Genomic DNA, 19,440 nt, shown 5'->3' on the forward strand with positions numbered 1-19,440 from the left:
TCCATCCGCCCACTTGCCCTAAGCTTTCTGCCAGGGGCGAAGACAAAGCGTCACTTCGTTAATACAACCCAAAAATGAAGGATACCGATTATGAGCATGTTACAAGAATTTAAAGAATTCGCCGTCAAGGGCAATGCTATTGACATGGCCGTGGGCATCATAATCGGCGCCGCTTTCGGCAAAATTATTTCATCCCTTGTTGCCGACGTATTCATGCCGCCGATTGGCGTATTAATCGGGGGTGTAGATTTTACCAAGCTGGCATTCCCCCTAAAAGAAGCAGCTGGAAACGCGCCTGCCGTGACGCTTAATTATGGCAATTTTATTCAAGCCCTGGTTGATTTTACGATTATCGCCTTTGTTATTTTTATGGCGGTGAAATTCATCAACAGCCTTAAGAAAAAAGAAGCCGCGGCTCCGGCAGCACCGACAGAACCATCCAGAGAAGAACTGCTATTGACTGAAATCAGGGACTTGCTCAAGGAAAGAAAATAATATTTCACTCTGAGCTCACTTTTCGGGGCGGATGCAATTCGCCCCGACGATCTTAATAATTAGGCATCTTGCGATAAAAGTGCCCACCAGCCACCCATCAATCTCAGCAAAAAACCCCTATATTCAATCAATCGTTTGTAGTCAGATTGACATGTACCATTCGTGCAGGTATGAATCTGCCATCATACTGCATTCGCCTGTGTCAGCCAGAAACCAAGGTCGGGATTGCTTAATAACCGCCCTGCAAATGAGCACGCTTCAACTAAATTAGTTTCGGCATTCGCGCTCAATCCATCGCCCAGTTCAAATTGCTCGGCTTTGATGCTCAACAGAAAACACGGCGGCGGCGTTTGGTTTTTTATCGATTGATACACGTCTAAAACCGCGGCAGGACTCATCGCGTGAGTTGTGTAGCTTTTATCCCTGGCGGGTTCCAGCACGGTAAAATCAAACGCGTCGACGCAGGCTACGGATGCATCGACAAACAACACCAAGCGCCTATTTTCCAGATCCAGCGCATGTTCGATTTGCAACTGGAAGTCGGTCAAGACTTCAACCTCGCCCAAACCGCAATGGCTTTCGGCATATTCCAGCAGCAGCGGCCCCAGCGCATCGTCGCCGCGACTGAGGTTACCATAGCCGAACAGCAATACCGGTTTAAGCATTATTCCGCTCAATTTGACCGTCGCTGTGCTTGACCAATTTATCGATCAAATTGCCTTCGGCATCGACCAACTCAAGTTGCAGCGGCATTTTACCGACAGCATGGGTCGCGCAGGACAAACAGGGATCGTAAGCGCGTATCGCCACTTCCAGGTTGTTCAACAACGGTTCGGTCAGCTCCCGGCCTGACAAATATTCCGCCGCCACTTGCCGCACCGATTCATTCATCGCCATGTTGTTACTGGTGGTCGAGACGATCAGGTTGGCTTTGGTGACGATGTCGTTTTCATCAACTTGATAGTGATGGAACAAGGTGCCGCGCGGTGCTTCAATCACACCCACGCCTTCATAACGCTTTTCGCCTTGCGCGACCAGATCAGACCCCATGATGTCCGGGTCATTGAGCAACTGTTTAATGCTTTCGGCGCAATGCAGGACTTCAATCAAACGCGTCCAGTGAAATGCCAGGGTGCTATGCACCATCGCCTCGCCGCTGTGCGCTTTAAACTCGACGCGGGCGGCTTCCGCCAACGGCGTGTCGATATAGTCGCAGTTATTGACCCGCGCCAAAGGCCCGACCCGATACCAGCCTTGTTCCTGCCCCAGTGACAGCAGGTACGGAAATTTCATGTAGGTCCATGAGCGGACTTCTTCATGGATATAATCGTTATATTTGCAATAATCGATATGATCCATAATGGTTTCGCCGTGCTCATTCTTGGCGCGGATGCCGCCATGATAAAGCTCCAGTGCGCCGTCAGGTTTGGTCAACCCCAGGTAATTGGTGCGTATAGTGGCAAAATCATCGTAATAAGGCAGGTTGGAGCAATGCACTTTTTTTATCAGCGCAACCGAACCTTCCGCCCAGGTTATCATTTGGTCTATATCTTCCAACAGATAATCGCGCTCGGCTTTAGTCAGTGATTTATTCATGCCCCCGGCAATCGCGCCGGTGCCGTGAATGCGTTTGCCCGACACCATGCGGATGACTTCCTGGCCGTATTTGCGCAGTTTTACGCCCTGTACGCCGATTTCGGGATATTCGCTCAATACCGCAACAATCGAACGCTTGCTGATGTCGCTTTCAAAACCGAATAATAAATCCGGGCTGGATAAATGAAAAAAATGCAGGGCGTGGGATTGCAGCACTTGCCCGAAATGCAACAGGCGTCTTAACTTGTCCGCTGAGACGGGCAAGTTTTCAGGATCGATGCCGACCAGTTGGTCTATGGCTTTGGCGGCGGCTAAATGATGACTGACCGGGCAGATACCGCACAAACGCTGCACCAAAACCGGCAACTCCCAATACGGCCTGCCTTGAATAAAACGCTCAAAACCTCGAAACTCAACGATATGCAATCTGGCTTGCTGGACTTTGTTATCTGCATCCAGCAATAACGTGACTTTGCCGTGTCCTTCAACGCGCGAGACAGGATCTACGACAACACGTTTTAAACTGTCCCTGTTTTCAGCTGTTTCTAAATGTTCGTACATAATAATTCCCGTATTTGTATAGATGCTGGCTTTATGGGAACACAGCCCAGTAGGCCGGAATAAGACCATCCAAGCGAGTAGCGCGAGGTGGCGTTTCCGGCGAAGCCGAACGGTGTTTGCCGGAAACGCCAGTTCTCGCTCGAACCAGCTTATTCCGGCCTACTATCAAAATCGTTCAATCGTAATGAACCAACTCATAAGGCAAGGATGGTTCGCGCCCTTCAATTAAATCGGTCAGAAATTTCCAGAACACGTCCGCTGATGGCGGACAGCCGGGCAGGTAATAATCGATTTTGACGATTTCATGTATCGGGTGTACCTGATTCAACAGCAACGGTAATTCTATATCACTGGGAATCTGCGGATTTTCCACGCCAATACCGTCCAAATATGCCTCATTCAGACATTCTTCGAGCGGAATGTGATTACGCATTGCGGGCAGTCCGCCGTTAATTGCACAGGCCCCAACCGCAACCAGGATTTTGCAGTTATTACGAAACTCCCGCAACACATGCACGTTTTCGGAATTGCATACGCCGCCTTCAATCAAGCCTATGTCGCAGTTCGTGCAGTGTTCTATATCGGTAATCGGCGAGCGGTCGAACTCGACAACTTCAACCAGTTGCAGCATCCGCTCGTCTATATCTAAAAACGACATGTGACAACCGAAGCAGCCTGCCAGCGATGTTGTTGCTACTCTAATTTTATTCGCCATGTTTAAGATGCTCCGTAGCCAAACTCACTTGGTCGATTTCTTTATGATCATAAATACGCTCGCCAATCGGCACCTGATACCCGGTACGCTTAATCAAAATTGCGCCGGTCGGACAAATGTGCGCCGCGTGATCCGTCGCTGCCATGTCGGTATCTTTCAACAAGCCGCTTTCTGCATTTACGATCAAATGCTTGTGGATGCCTCGCCCGCTGATCGCAAACACGTCCTTGCCGTCTTTTTCGTGGCTGGCGCGAACGCACAGCGTGCAAAAAATGCAGCGGTTATGGTCGATCATCACCTCGGGATGAGAGGCATCCACTTCCCGCTCCGGGTAAAACGCCGGAAAGTGGTTGTCGAGCATGTTCAAATGATAGGCGACAGCTTGCAGCTGGCAGTTACCGGTTTTTTCGCAGCCTGGGCACAAATGGTTGCCTTCCACAAACAGCATCTGGGTAATTCTTTTCCGGTCGTCGATCAGCTCCTGGGTTTCATTCAGCACCTCCTGACCGTCCATTGCCGGATAGGTGCAAGCCGAACAGTTGCGCCCGTTTACTTTTACCGTACACAGCTTGCAGCTGCCGTGTGGGGTAAATTCCGGCTGATGGCATAAGTGCGGAATATAGACTCCGGCCGCCATCGCGGCATCCATGATGGTCTGACCGTCTTCAAAAGGGATGACTTTTCCGTCGATGGTAATTGTCTTACTCATGTTCATTCTCCGACTGCCATGGATGGTGGAAGTGACGCAACTGGTCGGGAACCGGATGCGTCCGTCTGAGCCAAATGCGCGCCGGCATCATTCCGATTTGCCATACGCCGCGCCGTTTCCAGCGCGCCGTCCAAATCGAATCCCGGTTCAAAGCTGATTTCTTTTAATCGGCTTTGGTACAAATCAGGGTAGCGCTCCAGTGTTGTTAATATCGGATTCGCAGCCGTTTGGCCGAGACCGCAATGACTATAGTTTTTGACCAGCTGGCACAATTCTTCAAGCGCTACCACATCGCCCGCCGAACCGTGACCTTCGACTATCTTGTCGATCTGTTTTTGCAGCAACGAAGTACCTACCCGACAAGGCGTACAAAATCCACAGCTTTCATGCGCAAAAAAATGCGCGAAGTTATGAACCATGTCGAGAATATTACGACTGGAGTTGAAAATAATGAATGACCCACCGGTGGCCAAATCTTCAAAAGCCAGCTTGCGGTCGAACTCCTGATTGGAAATAAAGGTTCCCGATGGTCCGCCGACCTGCACACCGAGCACATCGTCCGCCCCGCAATCATTTAAGATGGTTTGGATTGTCGTGCCAAACGGATATTCATAGATGCCGGGACGCGCACAATCGCCGCTGATACTGAGTATCTTGGTGCCTTTAGATTTTTCAGTGCCGATATTTGCAAACCAGTCGCTGCCATTGACCGCAATGCCGGCCGCCGCCAGAAACGTTTCCACGTTATTGACTACGGTCGGTTTACCCAAATAGCCCTGAGTGACGGGATAAGGCGGGCGATTGCGTGGAATACCGGCTTTGCCTTCCAGCGACTCGATCAACGCCGATTCTTCACCGCAAATATAAGCGCCCGCACCCAAGCAGATTTCAATATCGAAATCCAAACCTGTGTCCAGAATATTGTTGCCTAGTAAACTGTTCTGACGACGTTGCTCCAAAATACTTTGCAGCTTGTCGTAAAGATGTAAATACTCGCCGCGCAAATACAAAAATCCCTGTTTGGCTCCGATAATCGCGGCACACACCGTCATGCCTTCAAAAACCTGATCTGCATAAGCGTTTAGCAACACCCTGTCCTTAAACGTACCGGGCTCGCCCTCATCCGCATTGCAAACCACGTAGCGCTCAGTCTGCTGCTCTTCCGAACAGAATTGCCACTTGATCGCCGTTTTAAATCCGGCGCCGCCCCGGCCTCTCAAACCCGAGTAGTCAATTTCTTTCAGCGTTTCCTTGATGCCTCGTTTAAAAGCCGATCTAAGCGCTGCACCTTGTTCAATCTGTTGATTCAGCAGTAAGCCGGATTTATAAATATTGTCATCTACCTGAAATAACTCCTCAGGCCATTCGTCCAAGGGTTTTTGTTGATTAATCAGCTCTGCGATTTTATCAATTCCGGACTGGTCCAGGCGGGTCAATGCAAGGCCGTTAACCAAACCGGCCGGACCCTGGTCGCACATGCCGGTACATGAGGTATTATCCAGGCTGACCACGCCATCTTCCCGGACCTCGCCAACGGCAACATCCAACTTCTTTGCCAGATAGTCGAACAAGTCTTTCTTGCCCAACATATGATCCGTTATTGAATCGCTGATCAATAGCTCATATTGCCCTCTGGGGGCCAGATGAAAAAAACTGTAGAATTCAACGACGCCGATGATTTGCGTCCGGGGAATGTTTAGCAAGCCGGACAGCTGTTCTATCGCTGCCTCCGGTATATAATGATAACGGGATTGGATCTGTCTTAGAATCTGCAACAAATGCGTTGCCTGATAATGGCTGTTTTCTGCTATACCCTGAATAAACTGTCTCACTTTATCTCCCTGGCCTTATCTTTCTGGATGTTTGTGGATATGATACTAGTGGATTATTACATTAAAGCGGCTATTCCCTTACAAAGTCTAACTATATCCCACTATCCTGGATAAACCAATAACTCGGTGAAGACTTTTCTACGCTGATTGACGGACGAATACTCATGGCCAAAAAACCGACTTCTTTTAAAGCGGCATTATCATTCCCAAGCCGTACTATCGCTCACTTTTACAGCCAGATTGAGCAGCAAAAACAGGTACTACAGCGTATTCATGAGGTATTGCCGGCGACGATAGCCCAGCATGCACTGCACTGTGTTGTTAATGGCAAGAAACTGCTGGTTTACACCGATACGGCTGCCTGGGCGTCGCAACTGCGCTTTTATAACAGCGCGATTCTCGCCGCTATCGCTCCGGTAACCCGGGATTCGGTCTCGATTATGCAGATTAAAGTTAGAGTAGAGACGTTGCAAACAGCGTCTCCGAGCAGGAAACCGAACATTCCTTCGGCAGAAAAAATAGAGTTCATCCATAACCACAGCCTGACTGTTTCGGACGAGCAATTGAAGTTGGCGTTGCTGAGATTAAGTACAACGCTGGCAAAACTGTCGAAGCATCAAGCCCCGGCCTGATAAATCAGCCAGGCGCTTGGCGCTCGCAGCCGCCTTATGCAGCAGGTCTGGGTGACTCTGCAGAACGCATGAAAGAAATCGGGGCGTTTTCTTCATCGTCAAAGGTAACCATTTCCCAGGCATCTTTATCATTTAATAAAGCGCGGAGTAATTTATTGTTCAAGCCGTGGCCCGATTTATAACCGGTAAACTCGCCAATCAAGCTGTGCCCCAGAAGGTATAAGTCGCCTATCGCATCAAGAATTTTATGCTTAACAAATTCGTCTGCATAGCGCAGACCGTCTTCATTGATGACTTTATCATCATCGACCACAATGGCATTATCAAGACTTCCACCCAAAGCCAGGTTATTTTGCCGCAGCATCTCAATGTCTTTCATGAAGCCGAAAGTTCTGGCTCGACTCACTTCCTTGACAAAAGTAGTCGATGAAAAATCCATAGTGGCGGTTTTCACATGCTCTTCAAAAGCCGGGTGTTCAAAATCAATCGTAAAAGTGACCTTGAATCCTTCAAATGGTTCAAAAGCAGCCCATTTATCACCGTCTTCAACTCTTACGCTACGCTTTATGCGGATATACTGTTTCGGGCTGTCCTGTTCTTCGACCCCGGCAGACTGGAGCAAAAATACAAAAGGCCCGGCACTGCCATCCATAATCGGAACCTCTGCGGCGCTGACATCGATAATCGCATTGTCTATACCTAATCCGGCAAAAGCCGAAAGCAAATGTTCTATGGTTGAAATTTTCACATCGCCCGCAACCAGGGTTGTCGAGAGCATAGTTTCGCCAACATTTTCCGGCGTTGCTTCAATAGTCACCGGAGTTTCCAAATCGACTCTGCGAAACCGGATCCCCGTATTCGCTTCAGCCGGGCGTAAAGTTAAATAGACTTTATCGCCCGTGTGTAGCCCTACACCTGTTGCCCTGATTGTGTTTTTTAAAGTTCGCTGTTTAATCATAAAATCAATAACGCTAAGTAAAGAGGGCAAAAAGCGCAAATCTTATCACAATCAGCCTCCAAAATGGAGACTGATTCCATTGTTACCCGCACTCGTTAGTCAGCTTGACGCCTTAAAAAAGCCGGAATATCCAGATAATCTAAATCCATGTCTTTTTTAGGTTGTGCTCCAAAACGGGTTTCTCTGCCTTCAGTTTTGTTTTGACGCATCACCGTGGGCTTATCCAGGCCTTCATAACTGACTTCACCAGCCACATTTTGATTAACGTATCCGGCTGTCGCTTTCGGCGCAAGCTTAACCACTCGGGACGGCAAGCCCATTCCTGTTGCAACAACAGTCACTTTAATCTCATCGCCTAACTCGGGATTAATCGACATGCCGATTTTGATAACCGCGTCCTCAGAAGCAAATTCGTGAACAATATTACCCACCTCATCGAACTCTGCAATGCCCATATCGGCGGCGGAAATATTAACCAAAATGCCGCGCGCACCTTGTAAATTGATGTCTTCCAACAATGGACAGGCAATAGCTTTCTCAGCCGCTTCACGCGCCCGATATTCGCCTTTTGCCGAGCCTGTACCCATAATTGCAGCGCCCATACCGGACATGACCGTTCTGACATCCGCAAAATCGACGTTAATCATACCGGGATGAACGATAAGCTCGGTAATGCCCTGCACAGCATCCAATAACACATCGTTAGCTGCTTTAAATGCATTAACCAACGATACATCGTTGCCCAGTACCGGCAATAATTTCTGATTTGGAATGATAATCAATGAATCGACAAACCGTTCAAGCTCCGCTATACCTTGCTCCGCAGTTGCCAATTTCTTTTTGCCTTCAAATGAAAACGGTTTGGTCACCACGGCAACCGTCAAAATACCCATACCTCTGGCAATTTCGGCAATCACAGGAATCGCACCGGTACCGGTGCCGCCGCCCATACCCGCAGTCAGGAAAACCATATCGGCGCCCTGTAAAACTTCCCTGATACGTTCTTTGTTTTCGTCTGCGGCCATTCTTCCAACTTCCGGATTGGTACCTGCGCCCAGACCCTTGGTTAATTCAACGCCTAACTGGATAATCGTATCAATATTTAACTTTCTTAATGCCTGCGCATCGGTATTTGCACAGATAAACTCAACGCCCTCCACAAGACTGCCAACCATGTGGCTAACCGCATTGCCACCGCCACCGCCGACACCAATAACTTTGATGACCGCATGTTCATTGCTCATATCCATTAATTCATATTTCATTGCCATTGCCGCTGCCCCTTAATTATTTACAAAACTATTAGAAATTACCCTGAAACCAATTTTTCATTCTTGAGAACACGCTGGGGCCGTCAGAATCAATGCTCCTGCCAACACCCTGGTGTTCTTTTCCGTACATTAATAAGCCGACCCCTGTAGAGTGAATCGGATTTTTTACCACCTCGGTTAACCCTGTCACATTTTGCGGACCGCCCATACGCACCGGCATATGGAAAATTTCTTCCGCCAAATCGATCAATCCCATTACTTTTGAACTGCCGCCCGTTAACACTATCCCGGCGGCAATTAATTCTTCATACCCGCTACGCCTTAATTCCGACTGAACCAGCAGCATTAATTCTTCATAGCGAGGCTCAATAATCTCTGCCAGATTTTGCGTTGAGATCTTGCGCGGCGCTCTATCGCCGATACTAGGCACCTCGATAATTTCATCCACATTCGCCAACTGCGTTAAAGCACAGGCATATTTTCGCTTAATATCCTCGGCATTAAGCGTCGGCGTACGCAACGCGACAGCAATATCATTGGTCACCTGATCGCCCGCTATGGGGATCACCGCGGTATGTTTTATCGCGCCTTCTACAAAAATCGCAATATCCGTGGTGCCGCCGCCAATATCGATCAGGCAAACACCCAATTCTTTTTCATCATCGGTCAGCACCGAATTGCAGGATGCCAATTGCTCCAACACGATGTCATCAACTTCCAGGCCGCAGCGCCGAATGCATTTGACGATATTTTGCGAAGCGCTGACACTGCCGGTGACCATGTGAACCTTGGCCTCCAGACGAATGCCCGACATCCCGATAGGCTCCTTGATACCTTCCTGAAGATCGATCACAAACTCCTGTGGCAAAATATGCAGGATTTTCTGATCCGCAGGAATTGCCACCGCGCGAGCGGAATCAATCACCCTGTCTATATCATACTGGGTCACTTCCTTGTCCTTAATGGCCACGATACCGTGAGAATTAAGGCTTCTGATATGACTGCCCGCAATGCCCGCATAAACCGACCTGATCTGGCATCCCGCCATTAATTCAGCTTCTTCAATAGCGCGCTGTATCGATTGCACCGTCGATTCCAGATTTACCACAACCCCTTTTTTCAGACCGCGCGATGGTGTTGACCCAATGCCTATTATTTCTATATTGCCATCACTGGTAAGTTCACCAACAATAGCCGCGACCTTTGACGTACCGATGTCCAGCCCGACTATTAAATTACGCTCTGTTTTTTTCGCCATTTTGTTTACTCTGTGTCACTTTTATAAGATTAGCCATCTATTTCATGTTGCGGATTGGCAATTTTCTTCCGACCGCCAAGGATGGCGGAAGTGTCGCGATCGGTAAGGAACCGATGCGACCAGTCAATTTCTTCAGTTCCAGGTTTCCATGAAACCGCATATCCGTTGGGATATCTCAAATCCACTATTGCTATTTTTTCAACCTGTTCTTGCCCCAGTACGTCCAGCGTTTTCAAAAACCGTTGTAATTTCTTTAACTGTTCATTTCGTCCCAACAGTATTTCCAAGCCCGTTGTTAATTTAATCTTCCATGCCCACCGATCATTAATAGTAAACTCCGCCATTTTCATGGACTGATCCGCTAATGCCGTGTTAACGCCCTTCATTATTTCCAGCGTCTTCACCTGCTGCAGCTCAGGCCCTTGCAATATGGGCAAGGTTTTAAATTGGTCTATATTCTTCGGTGTAATTATCTCGCCCCGTGCGCTGACCAGGCTTTGTTGCCCCCACCGCACATAAGGCTTCTTTTCGCGTATCTTTATGTCTATCGCATCAGGCCAGACTCGTTTAACCGTAACGGTATCGACCCAGGTCAATTGCGAAACAGCTTGATGAATAGCCTGCATATCGGCATCGAAAAAACCGGTCATCACCAAAGGCTGCAAAGCCGTCTTTATCTCGTCCTTACTAAGGTATTGAAAAACTCCTTCGGTACGCACATATTTAATCGGGATGCGCTTAACGCCGTAACCGGTCATCCAAACCAGACCTGTCAACAGCAATACGGCCATCATGATTTTTACAGCGGCCATCACAAATCTGCCTGAAGCTGCTTTGCACTTACCCGTAAGGGGGTATGGCGGGAATAGCTATGCATGACCCATTACCCGCAACTGGTTTCCAAAATACGCCAAACCAATTCTTCAAAATCCATACCCGCCTGCCTGGCCGCCATCGGCACCAAGCTGTGGTCGGTCATGCCGGGGACGGTATTAACTTCAATCAACTGGTATTGCCCCAAGTCGTCGATAAATACATCCACTCTTCCCCAACCTTTAACACCAACTACCTTGCAGGCCGTTACCGCCAAATCCCTTATAAACAGTTCCTGGTCCTGACTCAGGCCGCAAGGACAATGATATTGCGTTGTCGTTGCCTGATATTTTGCTTCGTAATCATAAAATGTATTGGGCGTTTCCAGACGAATAACCGGCAATGCCTCGCCATCCAACACCGCAACGGTATATTCCTTACCGGTAACCCAGGCCTCCGCATAGACATCACAGCGATATTTCGCCGCAACGCTCAGGGCCGCCAACAACTCATCCCGATTGCTTGCCTTGCTCATGCCGATGCTGGAACCTTCCTGTGCCGGTTTGACGATAACCGGAAATCCCAGCTTTTCAATGCAGCCGTCAAGATCAGATTCGTCTATCAATAAACACCATTTAGGCGTAACCAAGCCGTAACCCTGCCAGCACAACTTGGTTCGAAGCTTATCCATGGTCAATGCCGATGCCATCACGCCACTGCCGGTATAGGGAATATCCAATACTTCCAGAACCCCTTGCAGCACACCATCCTCACCGCCGCGGCCGTGGATAATGTTGAATACCCGGTCAAACTTCTGTCCTGCCAACGCTTCAATCGGGCTGCCCGTTACATCAATGGCAATCGCATCCACACCTTTACGTTTCAAAGCTTCGTAAACAGCCGCCCCGCTTCTTAACGAGACCTCCCTTTCCGCCGCCGAACCGCCCATCATTACCGCGACACGGCCGAATTGCTCAGGCTTGTTTAACTCCAATGCTTTCATATTGCGTCACCTACCATACAAACTTCAGTCTGCAAGACTATCCCCTGCTGCTGTTCCACTTTATCCTGTACATAATGAATGAGGGCTTCGATATCCGCTGCCGTTGCATTGCCGGTATTGACAATAAAATTCGCATGTTTTTCCGACACACAAGCACCGCCAATTGCGTAGCCTTTTAAACCGGTCTGCTCTATCAACCTTGCCGCATAATCGCCTTCCGGGTTTTTAAATACCGACCCGCAACTGGGCTGATTGGTCGGTTGCGTCGCCCCCCGTTTTTCCAATAAACCTTTTATTTTCTGCTGGCTCACTACGGTATCGCCTTGCTGTAAAGTCAACAAACAGGATAGAAACCATTCATTGTCAAAACCCTTCACAGATCTGTAACTTACCTTGAAATCTTCTGACTTTCTGTACGTTACGTTACCTACTGCACCCAGCATTTCCACGCTTTTAACGATAGCCCAGGTTTCCCCGCCAAAGGCTCCGGCATTCATTTTTAAGGCTCCGCCCATGGTTCCGGGTATGCCCGCCAAAAACTCTGCTCCGGTTAAGCCCCGCTCTCCACAAAAGCGCGCCACATGTGCGCAGGGAACCCCCGCTTCAACATAAACCGAGCCGTCAGCGGTCAAGCTCATCTCTTTTAACCGTCCCTTGGTATTAATCACCGTACCGCGTATACCGCCATCCCTGACTAATAAATTACTGCCTAGCCCCATCCAAAACACTGGTTCGGATTCAGGCAGCGTCTTTATAAATGCGATCAAGTCCTGCCGGTCTGCCGGGATGTACAGCTGATCCACCGGGCCACCGACTCGCCAACTGGTATACTTCGCCAGTTTTTCACGCTTTAGCAAACGGCCTTTCGGTAATTGCTCCTGCGTCGATGAAGTCGTCATTTCAATGGTCATTTCTTGTAGAGACCCTGCTCTACAATGCCTCTACAAGGCGTAGTTGATATTTCATAAAACATCATTTTAAAACAATAACTTATTAGCACTTGCATAATTTATTAAGTAATCGATTTAATTGGTAAATATCGACAAAATATTAGTACGATCTGTCTATTTTTAAGGGGATTGCCAATAATGTATGACAACACTCCCCCATTTTAAGATTTAGCGATATTAATGTATGGCATTAACCAGCAGAAATATATACGCAAAACCACCTAGGCCATGCTGACATCCCAATAGAAGACATTACAAAACAACGCCTTCCAAATTGAAAAGTAAGTTGCTTTTACTTATTTAACATGCCAAATCGAGAGTAGCTGCCAACAACTGCGGTAACTGTGCGGCAATCTGCCCGACATTGCCTGCACCCATGGTCAAGATCACATCATCTGCTAAGACGATACCCGCCAATATTTGCGGCAATTCTTCCCAGTTTTCGACAAAGACCGGATCAACTTGTCCGCGCACACGGATGGCCCTGCTTAATGCCCGGCCGTCCGCGCCTGGAATCGCCGTTTCACCTGCGGCATAAACGTCCATCAGGATCAACACATCAACGGTGGACAGCACTTGCACGAAATCTTCGAATAAGTCCCTGGTCCGGGTATACCGGTGCGGCTGGAACACAATGACTGAGCGCCGATCCGGCCAAGCCTGACGCAAGGCTTCAAGCGTCGCAGCGATCTCGCGCGGATGATGTCCATAGTCGTCAACCAGTGTCAGTTTGCCCTCACCCATCGGCAAGTCACCGTTAAGTTGAAAACGCCTACCTATGCCTTTAAATGCCCCCAAACTCTTGATAATGGCGGCATCACCCACCGCCAGTTTGGTTGCGACACTAATAGCCGCCAGCGCATTGAGCATGTTATGCCAGCCCGGCATATTCAGCGTAACCTGCAACGGCGGATAGTCGCCTCTTCGTATCACATCAAAAGAAGTATGCATGCCTTCTTGTTTAATATTGACCGCACGTACATCGGCATCTTCATGGACGCCGTAAGTCGTGACCGGCTTGGATATTTCCGGCAGGACCGCCCTGACGCCTTCGTCATCGAGACACATCACCGCCAACCCGTAGAAAGGAAGATGATGTAAAAACTCTTTAAACGTGTCTTTTAAGCGCTGATAACTGCCTTCATAGGTCGCCATATGATCCTGGTCAATATTGGTGACTATCGCCATCATCGGCTGCAAATATAAAAATGAAGCGTCGCTTTCATCGGCTTCGGCAACCAGATAATGCCCTAAACCTAATTTGGCATTGCTGCCTGCGCTGTTTAAGCGTCCGCCGATCACAAAGGTCGGATCAAGCCCACCTTCGGCCAGAATACTTGCGGTCAAACTGGTGGTTGTGGTTTTGCCATGGGTTCCGGCAACAGCTATGCCGAACCTGAAACGCATCAACTCAGCCAGCATTTCCGCGCGCGGGATTACCGGTATTCTTTGAATATAAGCTTCGTCAATTTCTTCATTGCTGCGGTCGATCGCGCTGGAAGCCACCACGACATCCACATCAGCAATATTTTCCCGTTTATGCCCGATGTTGATGGTCACGCCCAAACCGGCCAACCTTTCTGTCACCACGCTTTCTTTGATGTCCGAACCTGAGACTTGATAACCGAGGTTCGATAACACCTCGGCAATGCCGCTCATGCCGGTTCCGCCTATGCCGACAAAATGTACCCGATCGATGCTGCCTAATGCTTTGGTCGGCATCTGACTGTTAGGAAGGTTCATAGCCCCGCCTCGGTCATGCAGACACCGGCAACAACTTCCGTCGCATCCAAACGTGCGTGTTCTTTTGCAGTTTTACTCATGACATCCAATTGCTTAAGTACCTTTGTTATATGTTCTACCAGCGTTGCTGCATTCAAATCTTTTTGCCTCAATATCAGCCCCGCACCGGCATCGGCTAAATACCGGGCATTGGCCGTTTGATGATCGTCAATTGCGTTAGGCAACGGTATAAATATGGCCGGAATCCCTGCTGCGGCCACTTCACTGACGGTCATTGCGCCGGACCTGCAAATCACCAGATCCGCCCATTGATAGGCCGACACCATATCTTCAATAAAGGCATTCACTTCCGCCTTCACGCCTAATTCTTTATACCGGCTCTCGACTTGCTCCTGCATTGCCGTGCCGGTTTGGTGCCTTACTTCTACACCGTTTAATTCGACCAGAGCGTCAGGCACAACTTCATTCAATATCTGGGCGCCCTGACTGCCGCCGACAACTAATATGTTAATGCCCGGATGCGTTTCTCTGCGTGAAGCGCATTCTACAAATTGTTTTCTTAACGGATTGCCGGTAAATCTGGCATTCAGCTTTTTATTAAAACTGTCCGGAAACGCTTCCAATACCTGATTAGCCATACCTGCCAGCAACCGGTTAGTGGTACCGGGCACCCGGTTCTGCTCATGAATGATCAGCGGTATGCCTAATAGTTTTGCCATCAATCCGCCAGGCCCCGCTACAAATCCACCCATCCCCAATACCACATCGGGTTTGCGCTTCCGTAATATTTTCGCCGCCTGGATGCAGGCCTTTATCAACAACAATACGGCTGTTATTTTCGACAACCAGCCTTTGCCCCGTACACCGGCAACCGACAACCAGTCGATCTCTATACCCTGTTCGGGAATCACTCGGCCTTCCAAACCCTTCTGCGTACCCAACCAACTGACCTGCCAGCCTTTTTCGATCAACGTTTGAGCCACCGCCAACGCAGGAAAAACATGTCCGCCGGTTCCTCCAGCCATAATTACGATGCGCTTAGCCATGCCGATTTCTCTTTGGCGTACCGGCATTTATTTCTGCGACTTCACTTTGCACCCGGAATAACAATGCAACCGCACAGCACATGATCATCATGCTGCCGCCGCCATAACTCATCAACGGCAATGTCAGGCCCTTAGTTGGCAAAATCCCCATATTGACGCCCATGTTGACGAATGACTGAAAGCCGAACCAAATCCCCAATCCATAGGCAATAAATGCGGAAAACCGTAGGCCTGCCTGTTCGGCGGCCACTGCTATTGCAAAAGTGCGCCAGACCAATAACGAAAACAGACCAATCACAGTAACCACGCCCAACAAACCCAATTCTTCCGCGATCACTGAGAACAAAAAATCCGTGTGCGCTTCGGGTAAATAAAACAATTTTTGCACACCGCTACCCAAGCCCACCCCCAACCATTCCCCGCGCCCGAACGAAATAAGCGCCTGGACTAATTGAAATCCGGTTTTCAAAGGATCAGCCCATGGATCCATAAAACTGGTGACCCGAACCAGACGATAAGGCGAAAAATAAACCAACAACATTGCCAGCATGCCAATGATCAACAGCAGCACTATGAATTGCGATAATCTGGCTCCGGCTAAAAACATGATGCCCATGGCGATCATGATAATAACGACGGCTGAACCGAAATCCGGTTCCAGCAACAACAAGAAGCTGGCCACCGAAAACAGTCCCAGCGGTTTAACCAACCCGAAAGCCGCGTTCTGCACCGACTCCTGATATCGAGTGACATACCCGGCCATATAGATGACGGAAAAAAACTTGACCACTTCGGATACTTGTATCCTCATTCCGCCTATCGACAGCCAACGCACACTGCCGTTAACCTTTACGCCGAGACCGGGGATCAGCACAATAATCAGCAGCAGCAATCCCGCTAAAAACAACCGGGGGCCATTCTCTTCCCAGATCCGCATTGGAACTGCCGCCACGATCACGCCGAAAACCAGTCCCAAACCTATGTGCAGCAACTGCCTGACAGGATAATACAAACCGTTACCGGTCATTTTGATACCCAGATGCAATGATGCGGATGCCACCATCACATAGCCGATCAACAATAAACTGGTAGTCACGATCAGCAACACCGGATCAAAATGAAATCGACCGATCCGTGCTCGCGATAATCTCATTTACGACCTCCAAGGAAGGAGGGAGTGTCGCAATTTGTCAGGAACAAATGCGGCCGACCTCCATGGATGGAGGAAGTGTCACAATTTGTCTGGAACAAATGTGACCGACCTCCAAGAGTAGCGGAAGTGTCGCAATCGGTAAGAAACAGATGCGACCACCCTCCGGATAGCTGCTCGCTCATATGACTGCCACGGATGGAGGAAAACCACCGGAGCGGTCAACCAACGCCAATACTGCTTTGGTAAACTTCTCTCCCCTATCCTGATAATTTTTATATTGATCAAGACTGGCGCATGCAGGAGACAGTAAGACGCTTTCGCCGACATCGGCAAGACCCGCTGCAATCTCTACCGCTTGCGCCATATTGTCTGCCGAATAAACAGGGACGCAACCATTCAGGGCCTGCTTTATCAGGCCCGCGTCCTTACCCATCAACACCACGCTTTTTGCTTTTTCTTTGATTGCAGGCGTCAATTCATTCATGTCTGCGCCTTTCGCGTCACCACCGGCAATCAAAATCACCTTGCGCGCATAACCCTGTAATGCCGCAACGCAGGCGCCGATATTGGTCGCTTTTGAATCATTAACCCAGGTAACGCCGCGTATTTCCGCAACCCGCTGCATCCTGTGGCTTAGCCCTTTAAATATGCGCAAGGCATCGCACATAATCTGTTCATCCAATCCGACAGCCACGCCCAAGGCCAATGCCGCCAGGGCATTGGCCGCGTTATGCCTGCCTTCAAGCGGCAATTCGGCCAGCGGCATCAGGCACGCTTCATCGTGCATCAGGTATTCAGTATCGTCCTTGTAGCCAAGATAGAAATCGGCTTTTTTGTTAATCGAAAAGGTAAATACCTTTCTGCCGTCGTCCCGCATGGCATAGACAACAGGATCATCGGCATTGATGACCATAACCCCATCGCCCCTGAAAACTCTTTGTTTTTCCCGTGCGTATTCGGCCATATCAACATGCCTGTCCAGATGATCGGCACTGACATTGAGTACGGTCGCTGCAACGGCATTCAAGGCTGAAGTTCGCTCCAGTTGAAAGCTTGACAGTTCCAGCACGTAGAGTTGGGCATTTAACGCCAATAAATCCAAGGCCGGCGTGCCCAGATTTCCGCCTACGCCCACTTTCATCCCCGTCGCTTTTGCCATTTCACCCAGCATGGTGGTCACCGTGCTTTTACCATTGGAGCCGCTGATGGCGACGATGGGGGCATCGACAGAACAGGCGAACAGGTCAATGTCGCTGACTATTTTCGAGCCGTTGGCAATGGCTTTCATTATCGCTTGCTCATTCAGCGATACGCCGGGACTGACCACCAGATGCGTCGCCACTTTAAACGCGGCCTCGTCAAATCCGCCGGTAAACACCGGCGTATCGGGCATTTGCTGAAAAAACTCATCCATCATCGGCGGCTTGCCGCGACTATCAATGATGGCGAAGTTAAAGTTTAAACCTTGCAAATAATGCGCAACCGAAATTCCCGTATTGCCAAGCCCCACAACCAAAACCTTGGCCGTTTCCGGGTCCAAAGCAAAATTCTTTTTTAACAATGCGGTAATGGCTGCGTTGCTTACAGAATCATGGACAGAGGCGTGAGCTTTATTCATTGCTTATCTCAGCTTCAAGGTAGCCAAACCGATCAGCACCAGAATGACGGTAATAATCCAGAATCGCACGATAACCCGAGGTTCCGGCCAGCCTTTCAATTCAAAATGATGATGTATCGGCGCCATACGAAAAACACGCTTTCCGGTCATTTTGAACGAGGCCACCTGAATAATCACCGATACCGTTTCCATGACAAATACACCGCCCATGATCATCAGTACGATTTCCTGCCTGACCAGCACCGCCAATACGCCTAAAGCTGCGCCCAGCGCCAGCGCGCCGACATCGCCCATGAATACCATCGCGGGATAGGCGTTAAACCACAAAAAACCCAACCCGGCACCGACCAATGCGGCACAAAATACGATGAGTTCTCCTGCATTAGGCAAATAGGGTATTGCCAGATATTGCGAAAAAGTCACATGGCCTGATAAATAGGCAAAAATCCCCAAGCCGGCTGCAACCATCACGGTCGGCATAATCGCCAGTCCGTCCAGTCCATCGGTCAAGTTAACTGCGTTGCTGGTTCCAACAATGACAAAATAAGTCAGAACGATATATATCCAGCCCATATTCAGCATGACGTCTTTAAAGAACGGGACAATCAATTGCGTTTCCGCCGGCAGTATTGCGGTTTTGTACAGAAAAACAGCCGCCATTAGACCTATAACGGATTGCCAGGAATATTTGGCTTTAGCCGACAAACCGTCACTGTTGCCCTTGATGACTTTTCTATAATCATCGACAAAACCGATAATGCCGTAACCCATAGTCACCAGCAAAATAACCCAGATATAGCGATTGCCCAGATCAGCCCACAACAGCGTACTGATCGCAATTGCAACCAATATCAAGGCTCCGCCCATGGTAGGCGTACCGGCTTTCTCGTAATGCGATTGAGGACCCAACTCGCGGATGCTTTGCCCGATCTTGTTGCGGCTTAGCTTCCTGATCATTACCGGCCCGATAATAAAAGAGATGACCAGCGAAGTTAAGGCACCAAGAATGGCGCGAAAGGTCAGGTAATGAAATACCCTGAACCCCCCATCAAAGGTCATCAAATAATCTGCAAAATAAAGTAACATT

Annotated in this window: 18 protein-coding genes; 2 read left to right on the forward strand and 16 right to left on the reverse strand. The window is 49.1% G+C overall.

Annotation, left to right across the window (positions count from 1 at the left end):
- Positions 1-90 precede the first annotated feature (90 nt).
- Complete coding sequence (gene mscL, locus METTU_RS07240; RefSeq protein ID WP_006890653.1) at positions 91-495, forward strand: large-conductance mechanosensitive channel protein MscL; 405 nt, start codon at positions 91-93, stop codon at positions 493-495.
- A 182-nt stretch (positions 496-677) separates the two neighbouring features.
- On the opposite strand, the gene METTU_RS07245 is transcribed toward mscL, so the two are convergent.
- The 5 genes from METTU_RS07245 to METTU_RS07265 form a co-directional block, all read right to left on the reverse strand.
- Complete coding sequence (locus tag METTU_RS07245) at positions 678-1,160, reverse strand: hydrogenase maturation protease (protein WP_006890654.1); 483 nt, start codon at positions 1,158-1,160, stop codon at positions 678-680.
- A complete protein-coding gene (locus METTU_RS07250) occupies positions 1,153-2,652 on the reverse strand; it encodes a Ni/Fe hydrogenase subunit alpha (protein WP_006890655.1) in 1,500 nt (499 codons plus the stop codon). The genes METTU_RS07245 and METTU_RS07250 overlap by 8 nt, the downstream gene beginning before the upstream one ends.
- Before the next feature lie 175 nt (positions 2,653-2,827).
- Positions 2,828-3,367: an NADH-quinone oxidoreductase subunit B family protein gene (locus tag METTU_RS07255; RefSeq protein ID WP_006890656.1), complete on the reverse strand. Its 540-nt coding sequence runs from the start codon at positions 3,365-3,367 to the stop codon at positions 2,828-2,830.
- A complete protein-coding gene (locus METTU_RS07260) occupies positions 3,357-4,076 on the reverse strand; it encodes a 2Fe-2S iron-sulfur cluster-binding protein (protein WP_006890657.1) in 720 nt (239 codons plus the stop codon). Before METTU_RS07260 ends, METTU_RS07255 begins: the two co-directional genes overlap by 11 nt.
- A gap of 2 nt (positions 4,077-4,078) precedes the next feature.
- On the reverse strand, positions 4,079-5,908 hold the full coding sequence (locus METTU_RS07265) for an NAD(P)H-dependent oxidoreductase subunit E (protein ID WP_006890658.1): 1,830 nt from the start codon (positions 5,906-5,908) through the stop codon (positions 4,079-4,081).
- A gap of 164 nt (positions 5,909-6,072) precedes the next feature.
- Between METTU_RS07265 and METTU_RS07270 the strand changes: the two genes are divergently transcribed.
- Positions 6,073-6,540, forward strand: coding sequence for a DciA family protein (locus METTU_RS07270; RefSeq protein WP_006890659.1), 468 nt, complete (start codon positions 6,073-6,075; stop codon positions 6,538-6,540).
- Positions 6,541-6,574: 34 nt separating this feature from the next.
- On the opposite strand, the gene lpxC is transcribed toward METTU_RS07270, so the two are convergent.
- From lpxC to mraY, 11 genes are all read right to left on the reverse strand, one after another.
- Positions 6,575-7,498 (reverse strand): UDP-3-O-acyl-N-acetylglucosamine deacetylase, encoded by a 924-nt coding sequence (gene lpxC, locus METTU_RS07275; RefSeq protein WP_006890660.1) that lies wholly within the window; start codon positions 7,496-7,498, stop codon positions 6,575-6,577.
- Positions 7,499-7,593: 95 nt separating this feature from the next.
- Positions 7,594-8,763: a cell division protein FtsZ gene (gene ftsZ, locus METTU_RS07280; RefSeq protein WP_040580173.1), complete on the reverse strand. Its 1,170-nt coding sequence runs from the start codon at positions 8,761-8,763 to the stop codon at positions 7,594-7,596.
- Between the two features lie 37 nt (positions 8,764-8,800).
- Entirely contained in the window at positions 8,801-10,027 is a 1,227-nt protein-coding gene (ftsA, locus tag METTU_RS07285; RefSeq protein ID WP_006890662.1) for a cell division protein FtsA, read from the reverse strand.
- A 29-nt stretch (positions 10,028-10,056) separates the two neighbouring features.
- The gene (locus METTU_RS07290; RefSeq protein ID WP_006890663.1) at positions 10,057-10,839 is read right to left on the reverse strand and encodes a cell division protein FtsQ/DivIB; all 783 of its coding nucleotides are present in this window, start codon (positions 10,837-10,839) and stop codon (positions 10,057-10,059) included.
- 71 nt (positions 10,840-10,910) lie between these two features.
- Entirely contained in the window at positions 10,911-11,843 is a 933-nt protein-coding gene (locus tag METTU_RS07295) for a D-alanine--D-alanine ligase (protein WP_006890664.1), read from the reverse strand.
- On the reverse strand, positions 11,840-12,754 hold the full coding sequence (gene murB / locus METTU_RS07300; protein WP_006890665.1) for a UDP-N-acetylmuramate dehydrogenase: 915 nt from the start codon (positions 12,752-12,754) through the stop codon (positions 11,840-11,842). Before murB ends, METTU_RS07295 begins: the two co-directional genes overlap by 4 nt.
- A gap of 339 nt (positions 12,755-13,093) precedes the next feature.
- Entirely contained in the window at positions 13,094-14,536 is a 1,443-nt protein-coding gene (gene murC / locus METTU_RS07305) for a UDP-N-acetylmuramate--L-alanine ligase (protein ID WP_006890666.1), read from the reverse strand.
- Positions 14,533-15,582, reverse strand: a complete 1,050-nt coding sequence (murG, locus tag METTU_RS07310) for an undecaprenyldiphospho-muramoylpentapeptide beta-N-acetylglucosaminyltransferase (RefSeq protein ID WP_006890667.1) — start codon at positions 15,580-15,582, stop codon at positions 14,533-14,535. The genes murC and murG overlap by 4 nt, the downstream gene beginning before the upstream one ends.
- Positions 15,575-16,735, reverse strand: a complete 1,161-nt coding sequence (ftsW, locus tag METTU_RS07315) for a putative lipid II flippase FtsW (RefSeq protein ID WP_006890668.1) — start codon at positions 16,733-16,735, stop codon at positions 15,575-15,577. Before ftsW ends, murG begins: the two co-directional genes overlap by 8 nt.
- Positions 16,736-16,913: 178 nt before the next feature.
- Positions 16,914-18,353, reverse strand: coding sequence for a UDP-N-acetylmuramoyl-L-alanine--D-glutamate ligase (gene murD, locus METTU_RS07320; RefSeq protein ID WP_006890669.1), 1,440 nt, complete (start codon positions 18,351-18,353; stop codon positions 16,914-16,916).
- A 3-nt stretch (positions 18,354-18,356) separates the two neighbouring features.
- Entirely contained in the window at positions 18,357-19,439 is a 1,083-nt protein-coding gene (gene mraY / locus METTU_RS07325) for a phospho-N-acetylmuramoyl-pentapeptide-transferase (protein WP_006890670.1), read from the reverse strand.
- Between the last annotated feature and the right edge of the window lies 1 nt (position 19,440).

Origin of the sequence: Methylobacter tundripaludum SV96 (assembly GCF_000190755.2) — a bacterium.
In the GTDB taxonomy this organism is placed as follows: Bacteria; Pseudomonadota; Gammaproteobacteria; order Methylococcales; family Methylomonadaceae; genus Methylobacter_A; species Methylobacter_A tundripaludum.

Coding starts and splice junctions, on each gene's coding strand:
- mscL (WP_006890653.1), top strand. CDS start 91: ATGAGCATGTTACAAGAATTTAAAGAATTCGCCGTCAAGGGCAATGCT.
- METTU_RS07245 (WP_006890654.1), bottom strand. CDS start 1,160: ATGCTTAAACCGGTATTGCTGTTCGGCTATGGTAACCTCAGTCGCGGC.
- METTU_RS07250 (WP_006890655.1), bottom strand. CDS start 2,652: ATGTACGAACATTTAGAAACAGCTGAAAACAGGGACAGTTTAAAACGT.
- METTU_RS07255 (WP_006890656.1), bottom strand. CDS start 3,367: ATGGCGAATAAAATTAGAGTAGCAACAACATCGCTGGCAGGCTGCTTC.
- METTU_RS07260 (WP_006890657.1), bottom strand. CDS start 4,076: ATGAGTAAGACAATTACCATCGACGGAAAAGTCATCCCTTTTGAAGAC.
- METTU_RS07270 (WP_006890659.1), top strand. CDS start 6,073: ATGGCCAAAAAACCGACTTCTTTTAAAGCGGCATTATCATTCCCAAGC.
- lpxC (WP_006890660.1), bottom strand. CDS start 7,498: ATGATTAAACAGCGAACTTTAAAAAACACAATCAGGGCAACAGGTGTA.
- ftsZ (WP_040580173.1), bottom strand. CDS start 8,763: ATGAAATATGAATTAATGGATATGAGCAATGAACATGCGGTCATCAAA.
- ftsA (WP_006890662.1), bottom strand. CDS start 10,027: ATGGCGAAAAAAACAGAGCGTAATTTAATAGTCGGGCTGGACATCGGT.
- METTU_RS07290 (WP_006890663.1), bottom strand. CDS start 10,839: ATGGCCGCTGTAAAAATCATGATGGCCGTATTGCTGTTGACAGGTCTG.
- METTU_RS07295 (WP_006890664.1), bottom strand. CDS start 11,843: ATGAAAGCATTGGAGTTAAACAAGCCTGAGCAATTCGGCCGTGTCGCG.
- murB (WP_006890665.1), bottom strand. CDS start 12,754: ATGACCATTGAAATGACGACTTCATCGACGCAGGAGCAATTACCGAAA.
- murC (WP_006890666.1), bottom strand. CDS start 14,536: ATGAACCTTCCTAACAGTCAGATGCCGACCAAAGCATTAGGCAGCATC.
- murG (WP_006890667.1), bottom strand. CDS start 15,582: ATGGCTAAGCGCATCGTAATTATGGCTGGAGGAACCGGCGGACATGTT.
- ftsW (WP_006890668.1), bottom strand. CDS start 16,735: ATGAGATTATCGCGAGCACGGATCGGTCGATTTCATTTTGATCCGGTG.
- murD (WP_006890669.1), bottom strand. CDS start 18,353: ATGAATAAAGCTCACGCCTCTGTCCATGATTCTGTAAGCAACGCAGCC.
- mraY (WP_006890670.1), bottom strand. CDS start 19,439: ATGTTACTTTATTTTGCAGATTATTTGATGACCTTTGATGGGGGGTTC.